14 protein-coding genes and 1 pseudogene are annotated in these 15,922 nt (G+C 72.1%); 10 read left to right on the forward strand and 5 right to left on the reverse strand.

Annotated features, from left to right (window positions below; all coding sequences use genetic code 11):
- Positions 1-3 precede the first annotated feature (3 nt).
- Positions 4-1,620: a chitobiase/beta-hexosaminidase C-terminal domain-containing protein gene (locus ACFCV8_RS02155; RefSeq protein ID WP_376683321.1), complete on the forward strand. Its 1,617-nt coding sequence runs from the start codon at positions 4-6 to the stop codon at positions 1,618-1,620.
- A gap of 21 nt (positions 1,621-1,641) precedes the next feature.
- Here ACFCV8_RS02155 and ACFCV8_RS02160 read toward each other — a convergent pair whose 3' ends face one another.
- Complete coding sequence (locus ACFCV8_RS02160; protein WP_376683322.1) at positions 1,642-2,169, reverse strand: DoxX family protein; 528 nt, start codon at positions 2,167-2,169, stop codon at positions 1,642-1,644.
- A 269-nt stretch (positions 2,170-2,438) separates the two neighbouring features.
- On the opposite strand from ACFCV8_RS02160, the gene ACFCV8_RS02165 reads away from it, so the two are divergent.
- From ACFCV8_RS02165 to ACFCV8_RS02175, 3 genes are all read left to right on the forward strand, one after another.
- Positions 2,439-4,454, forward strand: a complete 2,016-nt coding sequence (locus ACFCV8_RS02165) for an FAD-dependent oxidoreductase (RefSeq protein WP_376683323.1) — start codon at positions 2,439-2,441, stop codon at positions 4,452-4,454.
- A 71-nt stretch (positions 4,455-4,525) separates the two neighbouring features.
- Positions 4,526-5,083 carry a PadR family transcriptional regulator gene (locus ACFCV8_RS02170; protein ID WP_376683324.1) on the forward strand — a complete coding sequence of 186 codons (558 nt, stop codon included), beginning with the start codon at positions 4,526-4,528 and terminating at the stop codon, positions 5,081-5,083.
- Between the two features lie 163 nt (positions 5,084-5,246).
- The gene (locus ACFCV8_RS02175) at positions 5,247-5,372 is read left to right on the forward strand and encodes a hypothetical protein (RefSeq protein WP_376683325.1); all 126 of its coding nucleotides are present in this window, start codon (positions 5,247-5,249) and stop codon (positions 5,370-5,372) included.
- Positions 5,373-5,531: 159 nt separating this feature from the next.
- Here the strand turns inward: ACFCV8_RS02175 and ACFCV8_RS02180 are convergent, their stop codons facing one another.
- Together ACFCV8_RS02180 and ACFCV8_RS02185 are read right to left on the reverse strand one after the other, a co-directional pair.
- Complete coding sequence (locus ACFCV8_RS02180) at positions 5,532-6,569, reverse strand: hypothetical protein (protein WP_376683326.1); 1,038 nt, start codon at positions 6,567-6,569, stop codon at positions 5,532-5,534.
- Complete coding sequence (locus ACFCV8_RS02185) at positions 6,566-7,390, reverse strand: phosphatase PAP2 family protein (RefSeq protein WP_376683327.1); 825 nt, start codon at positions 7,388-7,390, stop codon at positions 6,566-6,568. Before ACFCV8_RS02185 ends, ACFCV8_RS02180 begins: the two co-directional genes overlap by 4 nt.
- A 162-nt stretch (positions 7,391-7,552) precedes the next feature.
- Here ACFCV8_RS02185 and ACFCV8_RS02190 point away from each other — a divergent pair, with 162 nt between their 5' ends.
- The 4 genes from ACFCV8_RS02190 to ACFCV8_RS02205 all read left to right on the forward strand — a co-directional run bounded on the left by ACFCV8_RS02190 (position 7,553) and on the right by ACFCV8_RS02205 (position 10,906).
- A complete protein-coding gene (locus ACFCV8_RS02190) occupies positions 7,553-8,176 on the forward strand; it encodes a TetR/AcrR family transcriptional regulator (protein WP_376683328.1) in 624 nt (207 codons plus the stop codon).
- 258 nt (positions 8,177-8,434) lie between these two features.
- Positions 8,435-9,448: an SPFH domain-containing protein gene (locus ACFCV8_RS02195; protein WP_376683329.1), complete on the forward strand. Its 1,014-nt coding sequence runs from the start codon at positions 8,435-8,437 to the stop codon at positions 9,446-9,448.
- Positions 9,445-10,341 (forward strand): hypothetical protein, encoded by an 897-nt coding sequence (locus ACFCV8_RS02200; RefSeq protein WP_376683330.1) that lies wholly within the window; start codon positions 9,445-9,447, stop codon positions 10,339-10,341. The genes ACFCV8_RS02195 and ACFCV8_RS02200 overlap by 4 nt, the downstream gene beginning before the upstream one ends.
- Before the next feature lie 70 nt (positions 10,342-10,411).
- Positions 10,412-10,906 (forward strand): FBP domain-containing protein, encoded by a 495-nt coding sequence (locus ACFCV8_RS02205; protein WP_376683331.1) that lies wholly within the window; start codon positions 10,412-10,414, stop codon positions 10,904-10,906.
- Here ACFCV8_RS02205 and ACFCV8_RS02210 read toward each other — a convergent pair.
- Positions 10,897-12,141: a cytochrome P450 gene (locus tag ACFCV8_RS02210; RefSeq protein ID WP_376683332.1), complete on the reverse strand. Its 1,245-nt coding sequence runs from the start codon at positions 12,139-12,141 to the stop codon at positions 10,897-10,899. The genes ACFCV8_RS02205 and ACFCV8_RS02210 overlap by 10 nt on opposite strands.
- A gap of 260 nt (positions 12,142-12,401) precedes the next feature.
- On the opposite strand from ACFCV8_RS02210, the pseudogene ACFCV8_RS02215 reads away from it, so the two are divergent.
- Positions 12,402-13,810, forward strand: a pseudogene (locus ACFCV8_RS02215) (NF041680 family putative transposase).
- Here ACFCV8_RS02215 and ACFCV8_RS02220 read toward each other — a convergent pair.
- Positions 13,807-14,226 (reverse strand): hypothetical protein, encoded by a 420-nt coding sequence (locus ACFCV8_RS02220; protein ID WP_376683333.1) that lies wholly within the window; start codon positions 14,224-14,226, stop codon positions 13,807-13,809. The pseudogene ACFCV8_RS02215 and the gene ACFCV8_RS02220 overlap by 4 nt on opposite strands.
- Before the next feature lie 373 nt (positions 14,227-14,599).
- Here ACFCV8_RS02220 and ACFCV8_RS02225 point away from each other — a divergent pair, with 373 nt between their 5' ends.
- A complete protein-coding gene (locus ACFCV8_RS02225) occupies positions 14,600-15,400 on the forward strand; it encodes a GPP34 family phosphoprotein (RefSeq protein WP_376683334.1) in 801 nt (266 codons plus the stop codon).
- Positions 15,401-15,922: the final 522 nt, after the last annotated feature.

The following is a 15,922-nucleotide window of genomic DNA, read 5'->3' on the forward strand; positions in this document are numbered from 1 at the left end:
CCCGTGAGATTCGCCCCCCTCGTGATCGCCGCGACGTCCGTCGCGCTGATCGCCCCCACCGCCGCGCAGGCCGACTCCCCCGGCACGCGCACCCCGGCCGCCCCCGCCGTCAGTGTCCCGGGCGGGCGGTACGAGCAGGCCGTCGAGGTCAGGTTCCAGGCCGAGCGCGGCACCACCGTCCGGTACACGCTCGACGGCACCACCCCGACCCGCGACAGCAGCGTCTACTCTCCCGGCCGGCCGCTGCGGATCACCAAGGACACCAACGTCACCGCGGTCGCCTTCCACGGCAACCGGAGCAGCGTCCCGGTCTCCTACGGCTATCTGATCAAGACGCGGGAGAAGCCGCTCGCCCGGCTCGTCGTCATGTCCGACGTGCACGTCGGCAGCCACAAGGACGCGGACAAGAAGTACGAGAGCTTCTTCGACACCATCGGTTCGGTCTTCCCCCGGCCCGACGCGATCCTGTCCAACGGCGACATGATCAACGACAACGGTGACGGCAAGGGCCCCGACCACCGAATCGTCTCCGAGATCTTCCAGGACAACCTGGCCCGCAAGGGCATGACCGGCACCCAGCTGCTGATCTCCAACGGGAACCACGACGCGAGCCTCGCGGCGATCCGGTCCGGCTACCCGGCCGCCTGGTTCCCCGACTCGGGCGGCGGCTACTACGAGTCGGAGGTGAAGGGCCTGCACGTCCTCACCGTCAACACCGAGACGTACGACTCCGACACCGCCCAGCGCGGCTGGCTCAAGAAGCGGCTCGCCGCGATCACCTCGGACCCGGCCAACACCGGCAGGCCGGTCCTCATCCAGGGCCACCGGCCCACCACGGGGACGACGATGGACGGCCAGCAGGCGGCCAACCCGCGGCTCGCCGAGGACCTGAGCGCCTTCCCGCAGGCCATCCTCTTCTCGGGCCACTCGCATCTGAACGTCAACGACGACCGTTCGATCCACCAGCGCGACTTCACCTCGGTCAACGACGGTTCGATGTCGTACGTCGAGATCGACCACGGCTACCAGATGGTCACCGAGAACGGTCTGGCCGACCGCTTCGAGACGCCCACCGCGCAGGCGCTCTTCGTCGAGGTCTACCGGGACCGCACGGAGATAGCGCGGGTGAACATGGCCGCGGACAAGCACGACATCTACACCGGCGGAAAGTGGTCGGCCAACTGGCAGCCGCCCTACGCCAGCGCGGGCACCCTCGCCGGTTCCACCTGGACGGTGCGGCTGAAGGGCTCGACGAACAAGGAGATCAAGAAGAACTTCCGCTACACGGACGCCACGCGCAACACCGTCGCGCCCGCGTTCACCACGAGCCGTCCGCTGTCCCGGGTGGACGGTGCCAAGGGCGGCACGGCCCTGCGGATCGCGCAGGCCCGGGACGACCAGATGGTGCACCACTACACCGTCGACATCACGGACGCCAGGACCGGCGCCCCGGTCGTCTCGTCCAAGGTCCTCTCGGACTACACCTTCATGCCCCGTCCGAACACCCTCGACATCCCGGTGCCGGGTGCCGTGCCCGGTGGCCGGTACATGGCACGGGTGGTCGCCGTCGACGCGTACGGGAACGCCTCCCCGGCCGCGTCGCTGACCTTCCGCGGGTAGCGGGACCCTCGGGGCGGGCCGTCAGGTGGTGTCGGGATCCACCGCGGCCCGCCCCCTGGCGCGCCTGCCGACCACGGCCGCCGCGGCGAGCGCGCTGCCCGCGAAGGCCAGGGCGACGGTCCACGGCCGGTCGAGGACATGCCGGGTGGCATGGTCGAGGGAGTAGCGGCCCGGTCCGGCCAGGCCGATCGCGGCGGCGGTGAAGCCGAGGAACGCCGGGTACTCGAAGCCGCCGCCCTGCGCGAAGAACCCGGCGGGCGCGTGCACGGCCACGGCGCCGGCCATCGCCCCGGCCGCCGCCGCACCGGCCGCCGGGGTGGCGAGGCCGAGGGCCAGCAACGCACCGCCGCCCGCCTCACCGAGCCCGGCGGCGACCGCACTGTGCTTCGGCGGATGGAACCCCATGGCCTCCATCGCGGCGGTGGTCCCCTCGATGCCCCCGCCGCCGAACCAGCCGGCCAGTTTCTGGGTGCCGTGCGCGGCCAGCACCGCACCGGTTCCGACCCGTAGGACGAGCAGGCCGAGGTCACGTCGGTCGAGGCAGGGCATGGGGTCCTCCGCAGGGGTTTCGGGTACGGGCGAGGGGCACGCGGGCGACCGTGCCGCACCGGGCGGGCCGGGCGGGGCGCCTCGCCGCACCGGTCGGACGGCGCGATTCCACTCTCCGTGGCCCGGGGCGCCGACGGGTCCCGCTGCTGGGCCGTCCGGGCGACGGCCGGTGTCCGGCAGTGAGACCCACGTCATTGTGCAACTTGTTGCACAATGACGTTCCGGTGGATTAGAACTGGCGCAACCGACACCGCGCGAGGAGCCACCCCATGAGCCCGTACCCGAATCTGCTGAGCCCGCTCGACCTGGGGTTCACCACGCTCCCCAACCGGGTGCTGATGGGCTCGATGCACGTCGGTCTCGAAGAGGCGGAGAACGGCTTCGAGCGGATGGCGGCCTTCTACGCGGAGCGTGCCCGCGGCGGCGTCGGCCTGATGGTCACCGGCGGCATCGCGCCCAACGCGCGGGGCTGCTCCGTCCCCGGCGGGGCCATGATGACCACCGAGGCGGAGGCCGGGCGGCATGCCCGGGTGACCTCGGCCGTCCACGCGGCGGGCGGCCGGATCGCGATGCAGATCCTGCACTTCGGCCGCTATGCGCACCACCCCGGGCTGGTGGCGCCCAGCGCGATCCAGGCGCCGATCAGCGCCTTCACCCCGCACGCCCTGACCGACGACGAGGTCGAGGAGACCATCGAGGACTTCGCCCGGGCCGCCGGGCTCGCCCGCCGGGCCGGGTACGACGGGGTCGAGATCATGGGCTCCGAGGGCTATCTGATCAACGAGTTCATCGCAGCCGCCACCAACCACCGCACCGACCGCTGGGGCGGCTCGTACGAGAACCGCATCCGCTTCCCCCTCGAGATCGTGCGACGGGTCCGGGAGCGGGTCGGTGCGGACTTCATCCTGATCTACCGGCTGTCGATGCTGGACCTGGTTCCCGGCGGTTCCTCGCTGGAGGAGGTCGTGCGCCTCGCCCGGGAGATCGAGGCGGCCGGGGCGACGATCATCAACACCGGGATCGGCTGGCACGAGGCCCGCATCCCCACCATCGCCACGTCGGTGCCGCGCGGCGCGTACACCTGGGTGACCGAGAAGGTCCGCGGCGCGGTCTCGGTGCCGCTGGTGACCAGCAACCGGATCAACACACCGGAGGTGGCCGAGGAGATCCTCGCCTCGGGGCGGGCGGACATGGTGTCGATGGCCCGGCCGTTCCTCGCCGATCCCGACTTCGTCGCCAAGGCGGCCGCCGGCCGCGCCGACGCGATCAACACCTGCATCGGCTGCAACCAGGCCTGCCTCGACCACATCTTCAGCGGCAAGGTCACCTCCTGCCTGGTCAACCCGCGTGCCTGCCACGAGACCGAGCTCGTCCTCGCGCCGACCCGTACCGTGAAGCGCGTGGCGGTCGTGGGCGCCGGTCCCGCCGGCCTCGCCTGCGCGGTCTCGGCCGCCGAGCGCGGGCACACCGTGACACTGTTCGACGCGGCGGAGCGGATCGGCGGCCAGCTGAACGTGGCGCGCCGCGTCCCCGGCAAGGACGAGTTCGACGAGACGCTGCGCTACTTCGGCACCCGGCTGCGCGAGGAGAAGGTCGAGCTCCGGCTCGGCACGCCGGTCACGGCCGAGGTACTGGACGGCTTCGACGAGGTGGTCCTGGCCACCGGCGTCGTCCCGCGCTCCCCCGGGATCCCCGGCCAGGACCACCCCAGCGTGGTCGGCTACCTCGACGTACTGCGCGACGGGGCACCCGTCGGCGACCGGGTGGCGGTCATCGGAGCGGGCGGCATCGGCTTCGACGTCGCCGAGTTCCTGACCGACCCGGGCGAGGCGGCGAGCCGCGACCCCGAGGTCTTCTTCCGGCAGTGGGGCGTCGACACCGACTACCGCGAACGCGGTGGGCTCCGCGCCCCGGAGCGCCCACGGGCCCCCCGCAGCGTCCACCTCATCCAGCGCAGGACCGGCAAGGTCGGTGCGGGCCTGGGAAAGACGACGGGCTGGATCCACCGCACCGAGCTGCGCCACCGAGGCGTCACGACGATCGCCGGGGCGTCCTACGAGCGGATCGACGACGAGGGCCTGCACCTCACCGTCGACGGCGAACAGCACGTGCTGCCCGTCGACACGATCGTGCTCTGCACGGGCCAGGAACCGCGCCGCGACCTGTACGAGGAGCTGTGCGCCGCGGGCCGGGCGGCACACCTCATCGGCGGCGCCGACGTGGCCGCCGAGCTGGACGCCAAGCGGGCGATCCGCCAGGGCACGGAACTCGCGGCCGCGCTGTGACCCCCGGGTCGGGTGGTGCGGTTCGCCCCCGCACCACCGGACCGAACCGGACCCGCACCTAGGATGCGCCCATGTCACTCCCCCATGCGATCCTCACCGCCCTCCTGGAGAAGCCGTCGTCGGGGCTGGAGCTGACCCGCAGGTTCGACCGCTCGATCGGCTACTTCTGGTCCGCCACGCACCAGCAGATCTACCGGGAGCTGGGAAAACTGGAACAGGCCGGACAGATCCGGGCGCTGCCGACGGAGCAGCCCGCCCGGGGCCGGAAGAAGGAGTACGAGGTGCTGGCGGCGGGCCGCGAGGCACTCACCGCCTGGGTGGCACGCCGGGAGGACCCCAAGCAGGTCCGCGATCCGCTGCTGCTGCGCATGCGCGCCGCGGCGGTCGTCGGCGCACCCGGGCTGGACGCGGAGCTCCGCCGCCATCTGGGGCTGCACCGCCGCCGGCTCACGGAGTACCTGGAGATCGAGGAGCGGGACTTCCCTCCCGGGCGGGAATCCGAGGAGGACCGGCTGCGTCATCTCGTCCTGCGCGGCGGCATCGATCTGGAGAACTTCTGGATCGGCTGGCTGACCCGGGCCCTGGGCGAGCACGCGGAGTCGGCCCACGGCCGGCCGGAAGCTCCCTGAGGACCACGGCCGGCCGCGAACGCCGCGGCTCCTGCTCGCGGGGTGGTGAGCCGCTCGGGGAAGGTCCGTGCGGAGAGGTCCGCCGCGTCCCGCGGCAACCGCGCAACCCGCCGGTCCGCGACGGAGTCCGAAGGGCAGACGCAGGTGGCAGAGAGAAGGACGTATGGACGAGATCCTGGTGAAGGCGTTCAAGTGGGTTGCTCGCGGCGTGGGGCTCGCCCTCGACCTCACCAACCTGCACGCCGGTTTCGAGCACCTGCGACGCGACGCCCGGAAGAACCGCCGCTGAGGGCTGTCCCGTGATCCCTGGCGGGTGCACGACGAAAGCCACGACACCTGGCCGCGCTTCGAAACGTCAGGACAAGCCCGGCATTCGGGTGTCCCTCCGCCTCGCGACACACCGCATCCGAGGCCGTGCGCTCATCCACCGGGGATTACGGGGCGGCGCTCAGGACGTGCTTCGGACGGAACGCCGGACACCCCGCCCCGGCCCGGCGGGACTTCCGAGCCGAGCCGGGCGATGAACGTCACCGTGATCGCCGTCGCCCGGCCGCCTGCCTCCGCCGGCCGGCTCCCGCTCCCGTTCCGGGCCCGTGCTGCCTGCCACCGCCCACGACGGCGATCCGGTGGCCGGGGCGTCCTCGGCGGTACCGAGGGGCGTGTTCCGTGCCTGGGCGCGGCTGAGCAGGACGACGCCGCGCACCGCGGCCGCCGTCCCGAGCAGGGCGAGGGCCAGACTCACGGCCCCGCCCTGGAGGCGCTCACCGAGCAGCGCCAGGCCGATCGCGGCGGCCGCCACCGGGTTGGCGAGCGTGACGACCGCGAGCGGTGCGCCCAGGCCGCCCCGGTAGGCGGTCTGGGAGAGCAGCAGCCCGCCCATCGCGAACGCGGAGACCAGCAGCGCGACGACGAGCAGTTCCCAGCTGAACAGCGGGCCGGTGCGGTCGGTGACCGAGACGGTCAGGGTCTGGGTCAGCGCGGAGGCCACCCCGGAGGTGATCCCCGAGGCGGCGGCGTGTCGCAGTCCGGGGCGGGCTCCCGGGCGGCTCAGCCCCGCGACGACGGCCATGGTGCCCGCGCCGACGGCCAGCGCCTCGGGCAGGCTGAGGACTTCGTGCGGGGCGCTGCCGCCCGCGGTCAGCAGGAGGGCGCCCAGCCCGAGCAGAGTGAGGACCGTGCCGCGCCATTCGATCCGGTCGACCCGGCGTCCGGCGGCCCGCGCGCCGAGCGGCACCGCGGCGACCAGGGTGAGCGCACCGAGCGGCTGTACGAGGGTGAGCGGACCGTACTTGAGCGCCGCGACGTGCAGCAGCGCCCCGCCCGCGTTCAGCGCCACCGCCGACCACCAGGCGCCGCGCCCGAGCAGCCGCAGCACCCCGGTGCCCGGTTCGGTGCGCCCGGCGAGCCGGGCCTGCGCCACCGCGGCCGAGGCGTACGCGGCGGCGGAGACCAGCGACAGGGCGACGGCGATCACCGTGGCGTTCATCGCCCGGCTCCGGCCCGGGCGTACCCGGACGCGGGCTGCGCACCGGTGCGGCCGCCCACCGCGGACGGCCAGGGAAGCGGGGCCCGTACCGGCTCCGCGCGCGGCAGCCGCAGCGCCGCAAGGGCCACCGCGAGCAGCGCGGAGACCACGATCGAGTCGAGCCAGTAGTGGTTGGCGGTGCCCACTATCACCAGCAGGGTGAACAGCGGGTGCAGCAGCCACAGCCAGCGCCACCGCGTCCGGGTGGCCACGATCAGCCCGACGGCGACCATGACCGACCAGCCGAAGTGCAGCGAGGGCATCGCGGCGAACTGGTTCGCCATCGAGTCGGTCGCCGGGGTGTCCCCGTACACCGTCGGACCGTACACCTGGCCGGTGTCGACGAGTCCGGTGGCGGCCAGCATGCGCGGCGGGGCGAGCGGGAAGAGCAGGTGCAGGGCGAGCGCGGCACCGGTCAGGGCGGCGAGGACGCGGCGCGACCACACGTAGTGGCGCGGGCGGCGCCAGTACAGCCAGGCCAGGAAGAGCAGCGTGGCCGGGAAGTGCACGGTCGCGTAGTAGGTGTTCGCGAGATGGATCAGCGTCTCGTCGCGCAGCAGCAGACTCTGCACCACGCCCTCGCCGGGCAGATGCACGGCGCGCTCGAAGTCCCAGACTTTTCCGGCGTTGCGGAACGCCTCCTCCACATGGCCGTTCGCGGCCTGCCGGCCGAGTTTGTAGATCACGAAGAGTCCCACGACCAGAAGCAGCTCGCGGACGAGGGGCGGTCGGGCAGAACTGTCCGGCTCCCGATCTGCTGGTTCGCTACCGGCGTCGATCACCCGGTGCCCCTTTGCTGACGAAGCGGTGTTACGGCGGCATGGTCTGGACCACGCCATATCGATACGCCAGTGTACCGATACGTTTGCGTATCGGTACACGCGCGTATCGGTACACTGGCGTATCGAAGAACCTCGCCGCAGCTTCGCCGAGAGGGAAGAGTCATGCCGCCGCAGGACGTCGCACCGGAACCGACCCACGCACCGCGCCGATCGAAGATCACCCCGGAGCGGGCCCAGGAGTTCTACGCGGCGGTCCTCGACATACTGCGCGAGTCCGGTTACGAGGCGCTCACCATGGAGGGGGTCGCCGCCCGGACCCGCTGCGGCAAGTCCACGCTCTACCGGCAGTGGGGCTCCAAGCCCGAACTGGTGGTGGCCGCGCTGCACGGCACGCAGCAGGCACTGCTGCCGCACATCGACACCGGCACGCTCGCGGGCGATCTGCGCGAGGCCGCGCGGGCCATCGGCGCGGGTTCGCGGCGCGACACCCCGCTGATGCACGCACTCAGCCACGCCGCGCTGCACAGCCCCGACCTGCTGTGCGCCCTGCGGGACGCGCTGATCGCGCCCGCCGTGGCGACGATCAACGCCATGGTCCGGCGCGGCGCCGAGCGGGGCGAGATCCCGGCGGACACCCCGGCGGCGGAGTTCGTCGCCGCACAGCTCATGGGCGTGATGCGGGCCCGGCCGCTGCTGGAGGGCAAGGAAGCGGACGCGGCATATCTCACCCGCTTCGTGGACACCGTGATCCTCCCCTCGCTCGGGCTCGGCGCGTCCGGGCCGTAAGGGCTGTTCCGCAGTCCCGACAGACGTGGGCCGTCGTTCGAGCGGATGACGACGACCCGCTCGCGCCGCACCGTGGGGACGGGGGCGGCGCACCACCGGGCGGCCGGTGACTCCTCGGGGGGGCACCGGCCGCCCTCTCCTTTTCCGTGCCGACTCCTCCGTAACGCGCCCTCCGTACGGAACTCCCATTTCTCGTCCCCTTGACGATAAATGGCAGTCCGATTTATCGTCGCTGTGACGAGAAAAAGGGGGGCCGTCATGGCCGACATCACCCGGCGCCTGGGCTGGCGCCATCTGCGCTCCGCGCCCACCGCCCACATCCGCCACCACCGGCGCGGCCGGCTCGCGCACGACGGACCGGGGCTGAGCTTCTGGTACCGCTCGCTGAGCGCGGCACTGTCGGAGGTGCCGGTGAACGACCGGGAGCTGGCGATGGCCTTCCACGCCCGCACCTCCGACTTCCAGGACGTCACCGTTCAGGCCACCGTGACCTACCGGATCAGCGCCCCGGCCGAGGCCGCCGCCCGGCTGGACTTCTCGATCGACCCGGACACCGGGGCCTGGCGCGGTGCACCGCTGGAACAGATCGCCACCCTGCTGACCGAGACCGCCCAGCAGCACACCCTGGACGTACTGGCCAGGACAGCACTGGCCGCGGCACTGGTCGACGGGGTCGCCGCGGTGCGCGAGCGGGTGACCGCGGGGCTCGCCACCGAGCCCCGGCTGCCCGCCACCGGCATCGACGTGGTCGCGGTCCGGGTGGTGGCGATCCGCCCCGAGGCCGAGGTGGAGCGCGCCCTGCGCACTCCTGCTCGCGAGCAGATCCAGCAGGAGGCCGACCGGGCCACGTACGAGCGCCGCGCCGTGGCCGTGGAGCGGGAACGGGCCATCGCCGAGAACGAGCTCGCCAGCCAGATCGAGCTGGCCCGCCGGGAGGAGCAGCTGGTCGAACAGCGCGGCACCAACACCCGCCGGGAGGCCGAGGAACACGCGGCGGCCGACGGCGTACGCGCCGAGGCGGAGGCGGCGCGCACGGTACGGCTGGCCCGCGCCGAGGCCGAGGCAGCCCGCGAGGTCGGCGCCGCGCGGGCCGATTCCCAGGCCGCCTGGCTACGGGTGCACGGCGAGGTGGACGCCGCCACCCTGCACGCCCTGGCGGCGACCCGGCTGGCCGAGAACCTGCCTCGCATCGACAGCCTCACCCTCTCCCCCGACGTGCTCACCGGACTGCTCAGCAAGCTCGGCACCACCGGCCCGGAGCACCGGGTATGAGCCTCGCCCCGCGCGCCGTGCTGGTGCACCGCACCACCGAGTACGAGGAGCTGCTGGCCCGGCACGGCACGCACGGTCAGGCCGCGTTCTTCCTCTCCAGCCGGGGCCGGTCCATCGAGGAGGTGACGCGGCGCCACCGGCGGACCCGGCAGGCGCTCGCCGATGTGGCGGCGGCCGTTCCGCTCCAGTGGCGCCGGTCGCAGGTGGAGCGCGCGGACCTGGACCGGTTCCTGTTCGGGCCGGAGGACGTGGTGGTCGTCGTCGGGCAGGACGGGCTGGTGGCCAACGCCGCCAAGTACCTGGCGGACCGCCCCGTCGTGGGCATCGACACCGACCCGGGGCGCAATCCGGGCGTACTGGTCCGCCACCGGCCCGGGGACGCGGCCGCACTGCTCCGGGCGGCCGTGGCCCCGGGCGGCGCGGTGGAGGAACTCACCATGGTCGAGGCGGTGGCCGACGACACCCAGCGGCTGCTCGCACTCAACGAGATCTACCTCGGCCCGCCCGGCCATCAGACCGCCCGCTACCGGATCGGCCCGGACACCTCCGCCACCGCCGAGGCCCAGGCGTCCTCCGGAGTCCTGGTCGGCACCGGCACCGGCGCCACCGGCTGGCTGCGCTCACTGTGGCAGGAGCGCCGCAGCGAGCTGCGCCTCCCGGCACCCACCGACCCCCGCCTGCTCTGGTTCGTCCGCGAGGCCTGGCCCTCCCCGGCGACGGGCACCTCACTGGTCGCGGGCGAGCTGGGGCACGGGCAGGGGCTGCGGCTCACCGTCGAGTCCGACCGGATGGTGGTCTTCGGCGACGGAATGGAGACGGACGCGCTGGAGCTGGCGTGGGGCCAGACCGTACGGCTCGGCATCTCGGCGGCCTCGCTGCGGCTGGTCGTCTGACCCGCCCCAGGGAAACCTTGGTCAATTAATCATTTGCCTAGGAGTCATAGGCACGGTTACTTTCCCTGTCATGAAAGCCGTGAGCGAGCAGGACATCCGCACATCGTTCATCAACTGCTCCAAGGGGGAGGCCAAGCGACTGCCGTTGCCGCGTGATCTCGACGAACTGCCCTGGGACGATCTCGACTTCCTGGGCTGGCGCGATCTCTCCGCCCCCGGACGCAGCTACATCGTCACCGAACGCGCGGGCGAGTTCATCGGCGTGACGCTCCGCTTCCCCTCCCATCAGCGCGGCTTCCTGCACCGGAGCATGTGCTCCCTGTGCCTCACCACGCACCCCGGCAGCGGCGTCTCGCTGATGACTGCCCGCAAGACGGGCGCCGCGGGGCGCGAGGGCAATTCGGTCGGCCTGTACATCTGCACCGATCTGGACTGCTCACTGTACGTCCGGGGCAAGAAGGTCCCGGCACCCGGCGGGCGCTTCAAGGAGTCCCTGACCACGGAGGAGCAGGTGGAACGCACCCGGTCGAACCTCGACGCGTTCCTGGACAAGCTCTACGTCTGATCCCGCGCCCCGGCCGCGGCTCCGGCCGCGAAGGTGACGGGCAGCTCCTCGGGGCCGCGCAGTCCACCCGGCCGCCTGCGCAGCTCCCCGGGCGCCACGGCGAGGGCGAGACCGGGGAGCCGGCGCAGCACGGTGCCGATGGCTACCCGCCCCTCCAGCCTGGCCAGCGGTGCCCCGAGGCAGTAGTGGATTCCGTGCCCGAACGCGAGATGGGCGTTGTCCCGCCGTGTGATGTCGAGGCGGTCGGGGTCGGGGAACCGGTGCGGGTCGCGGTCGGCCATGGCCGAGGCGACGAGCACCGTCGCACCGCGGGGCACGGCGACCCCGGCGATGGTGAGGTCCTCGCGCGCGAACCGGGCGATGCCGGGGTCGACGGGCCCGTCGTAACGCAGGAACTCCTCGATCGCCCCCGGCAGCAGCGCCGGATCGTCCCGCAGCCTCCGCATCTGGCCGGGGTGGGTGAGCAGCGCCGCGATCCCGCTGCCGATCAGATTCACGGTGGTGATGTATCCGGCCACCAGCAGCAGAAGGGCCATCGCGGTCAGCTCGTCCTCGTCCAGGATGCCTTCGGTGTCCCGGGCTGCCACCAGGGCGCTGAGCAGGTCGTCCTCGGGCCGGACTCGCTTCTCCCCGATGAGCCCGGTCAGATATCCGCGCATGTGCCGCCACGCGGCGTCGGTGCGCGCGGGGTCCGGCGGCTCGGCGCCCCGGGGCATCAGGTCGTCGGTCCACCGCCGGAAGGCGTGGCGGTCTCCCTCCGGGACGCCGAGCAGTTCGCCGATCACGGTGACCGGGAGCGGCAGCGCGTAGGTCGCGACGAGGTCGGCCCGGCCGTCCGGCACGATCCTGTCGAGCAGCCGGTCGGCGATCTCCTGGACACGGGGCTCCAGCCCGGCCACCCGGTGCGCGGTGAACTCCTTCGACACCAGGCGGCGCAGCCGGGTGTGGTCGGGCGGATCGGCACGGAGCATGTTGCGCAGTACGGAATCCCGCTCCGTGACGGGCAGTTGTTCCATGAGCCGGGGGTCCGAGGCGTCACGGACATCGCTGCTCAGCCGCGGGTCGGACAGCGCGGCAAGGCCGTCCTCGTACCGGGTGACCAGCCACGCGTCCAGGCCCCCGGCGATGACCGCACGCCGTACGGGGCCGTCCTCGCGCAGCTGCCGGTAGAAGGGGAAGGGGTCCGCGACGAAGGCGGGATCGCCGTAGGGCAGAAGAATCGGCTGCCGGTCCATCACGCCTCCCGGGCCCCCCGCTCCATTGGCCTCCACTCCACCCTAGCTTGTCGTTTATGGTCCGCTATCGAACGCGGCTCGAACTTGGTGAGCGCTTTCGCAGTTCACCGGACGTGAAAGCGGCCTTCGGCTGATCCTTTGCTCCGTCACAGAGGCAGAGGATCAGCGCGAAGGCCGTGGTCGTGAGTTTGGTGCATCAGGGCGTCCTACTGGACGCGTTAGTGGAAGTGTCACGCTTCCGGTCGGAGTTATACGCGTGACTGACCGTGCGGGGCGACGCGTTGTTCGAGTTGTGCGACGCGCTGTTGTGCACGGACGGGCCGGTACGGACCCTGGTCGACCTGGCGCTCGCGCCGGAACACCGTCGTGGTCACGGAGCCCTGTATGGCGGGCTCAACCAGGGACAGGTCGACGTTGCCCGGCTTCGCCGGGCCCTGGCCGGGGTGCCGCTGCCACGGGCTGCGGACGGCAGGCTGGTGCTGGCCGTGGACGTCTCGCCGTGGCTGCGGCCGGACGCCAACACCTGTGCTGACCGGGCCTTTTGCCACACGTTCGGCCGTGGCGAGGGCAAGCATCAAATGGTGCCGGGCTGGCCGTACTCGGTGGTGGCCGCACTGGAGACCGGCCGCACTTCCTGGACCGCGGTGCTGGACGCGGTCCGCCTGGAGCCTGGGGCGGACGTCGCAGCAGTGACCACAGCCCAGGTCCGCGAGGTCATCGAGCGGATGGTGGCTGCCGGGCAGTGGCAGCCGGGCGACCCGGAGGTGCTGGTGGTGCTGGACGCCGGATACGACGCCCCCGCATCGCTCACCTGCTGGACGGTCTGCCGGTGCAGGTCCTCGGCCGTCTCCGTTCCGACCGCGTGATGAGGCGGCCGGCGCCGCCGCGCGTCTACGACCCGAAAGGCGGCCGACCACCCAAGCACGGAGGCGAGTTCGTCTTCGGCGACCCTGCCACCTGGGGCACCGAGCAGGCCGTGACCGTCACGGACACCCGTCTCCACGGGAAAGCGACCGCGCAGGCGTGGGACCGGCTGCACCCGCGGCTGACGCGCCGGGCGGCATGGCTCGATCACGACGGACCGCTGCCCATCATCGAAGGCACCGTTGTCCGTCTGGTCGTCGAGAAACTGCCCAGCGGCGGGGTGAACAAGCCGGTCTGGCTGTGGTGGTCGGGCACCGGCGCCACCACAGCGGATGTCGACCGGTGCTGGCAGTCCTTCCTTCGCCGCTTCGACCTGGAGCACACGTTCCGGCTGTTCAAGCAGACCCTCGGATGGACGAAGCCCCGGCTCCGCAGCTCGGATGCGGCCGACCGGTGGACGTGGCTGGTGATCGCCGCCTACGCCCAGCTCCGGCTGGCCCGCCCGCTGGCCACCGACCTCCGGCGGCCCTGGGAGAAGCCGAGCCCGCCGAACAGACTCACGCCCGCCCGAGTCCGCAGGGGGTTCAGAAACCTGCGCGCGAAGACCGGCTCTCCAGCCGGTGCACCGAAACCGTCCCGCCCCGGACCCGGCCGACCGCTCGGCTCGAAGAACCACCGCCCCGCCACCCGCCACAACGTGGGCCGAGTCCTCGCCACCGGCCAGGCATACAGCCGCCCTGCTCACCACAAGAAGGGCACCAAACCCAGGCGAACCGTCACGGAGCTACCAGGTCAGACGTCTTAAGGGCGAGTAGCGGCAGCAGCGATGCCGGCCTCCCGAAGTGTGCGGGCCAGGTGCTCCATCTCGGGAAGCGTTCCTGAGTAATCACCATTCAGCACACGGTGCAGCACAGCCTTGGCGTTCTTCAGGTCAATGCCGAGCTCTACCCGCAGCACGCGCATGATGGCGACGCTCTTCGTCGGCGGACTGCTCACCTGCAGCCTCGCGGATCCATGCTCGGCGAGCATCTGATCCCGCCGTTCGGCCGGCACGTCGCCACCGCACACGGCAACCGCAAATCCACAGGCGAAACAGGTTGATTCAACATCCCATCGCAACCGGCCGTCCACCAGGGCCTGAACTCCCCAGCACTCCAGCTCCGCACCGCAGTCCTGGCACTCAGCGAAGTACCTGACGGATTCGAAAACCGCCTGCTCCATCCCCACCCCCAACGGAGACGAGGTTAAACGACAAGCCTAGAACCTGTCGTCAATCTGCCGTCGTCCGGAGGGCGGCTACGCTCCGTCCGGTGCGGGTGATCGCAAGGCGCTGGAATGGTCTCGCAGCGGAGCCGCCGGCGCGCTCCGGCAGCGCCGCCAGGGCAGGGTGGCAGACGATGCGCGGCAGACGGCGACTCGGCTCCGGGAATGATCCCGCCATGCCCACAGGCCATGAAGGCACGCCCGGTTCCTGGCAGAAATGCCCGTGCGTCCGGGCTCGGCCGCCAGGAGGCCGCCACTCCGGCACCGGCCGCAGGCCGAGCGTCCTGCGGAGCTCTCCCTTCCACAGGGCGCCGCACCTACCCTGGCAGGCATGACCACGGGGGACGGACTACTCCTGCTCGCGGTGGTCCCGGGCAGACGGCACATACGCATACGAGGCGACAGTCGGCTTCGGTACGCCTTGCGGGCCTCGGAGTTGGCGGATCTGTGCCTGGCCGGACGGATCGCCGTCGGGCGCCGGCGGATCGAGGTGCTGGACGCCCGGCCTGTCGAAGACCGTCGCCTGAGCAATGTCCTGCGAGGTCTCGGCACAGCCGCTCCCCCTCCCGGCCTCAAGGACTGGCTGCGCCGGACACCGCGCTCCCTGACCGTCGAGTATCTCTCCCGGCTGGAGGACCAGAAGGCGGTCCGTGTCCGTCGGTGGCGCGATTCCAGCGGCCGTACCCGCAACGACATTCTTTCCGTGGACATGCCGCGCCGCCGGGCTCTGCTGACCCGCCTCGACAGTGTGGTCCACCCGGGCTCCGCACAGTCCGTCGCCGACCGCGACCTCGCCCTCGCCGTGCTTGCCCAGACGGCGGACCTCGCCCGTGCCGCCTACCCTGGACTGCGCGGCGTCACCGACCGCCGCCGGATGGCCGCCCTCGCCGCAACGCACCGTCTCGCCCCCGCAGCCGCCGGAGCGGCCCCGGTCGCCGACGTGGAGCTCGCCACGGCACTGATCACCGGAGCCGACGTCCTCACCCGCCGGCTCCTCGGCGAGCTCAGCGACCTCTACGCCGACTTCACCACCGGCGGCCATGGCCTTGGCCACGGCCTGGACTCCGGCGGTTGGTCCGAGGGCGGTGCAGGCGGCACCGGCCACCACGGCGACGGGCACACCGCCTGGTGACTGCGACGAGCGGGAGTCGCACGGCTCTTGACCTTGCACGGGCCCGGTGGAACTCGGTACGCGAGCCGTGCGGGCATCCCCCGCCGTCCATCGCGCGACATGGGGCGCCGGGGGCTCCCCTACCAGCCGTCGCTCGGTGTCGGGCCACACCATGAGCGATGCGAGAGCGGCTGCTGCCTGCGCACCGCACCGCACCGCTCAGGAACATCCCGCCGCCCCGCCCCGGCGTGGAACTTCCCGGCGACGCCGTCGGGCACGGCGCGGGCGTCCAAGCGCTTCCACCTCCGCAGCGACGGACAGTAGCGGCCGGACGAACTCCCGATCGGCGTCGGACAGTTCATGGCACCGTTTCATCCGACCAAGATCCACTGAGCAAGAGCTTTCGAAGGCACTGCCCAGGCCCCCTCTTCGGACTGGCGTCTGCCGTGCGGCGTCCGGCACTTCCCCCGGGCTCCCGGTTCCGCCCGAGCAGGAGACCCTCGTGGCCGCCGCGTTGCCCGAGCCGTTCTCGTGGATCCGGCA

Origin of the sequence: Streptomyces sp. NPDC056347, assembly GCF_042262625.1 — a bacterium.
In the GTDB taxonomy this organism is placed as follows: Bacteria; Actinomycetota; Actinomycetes; order Streptomycetales; family Streptomycetaceae; genus Streptomyces.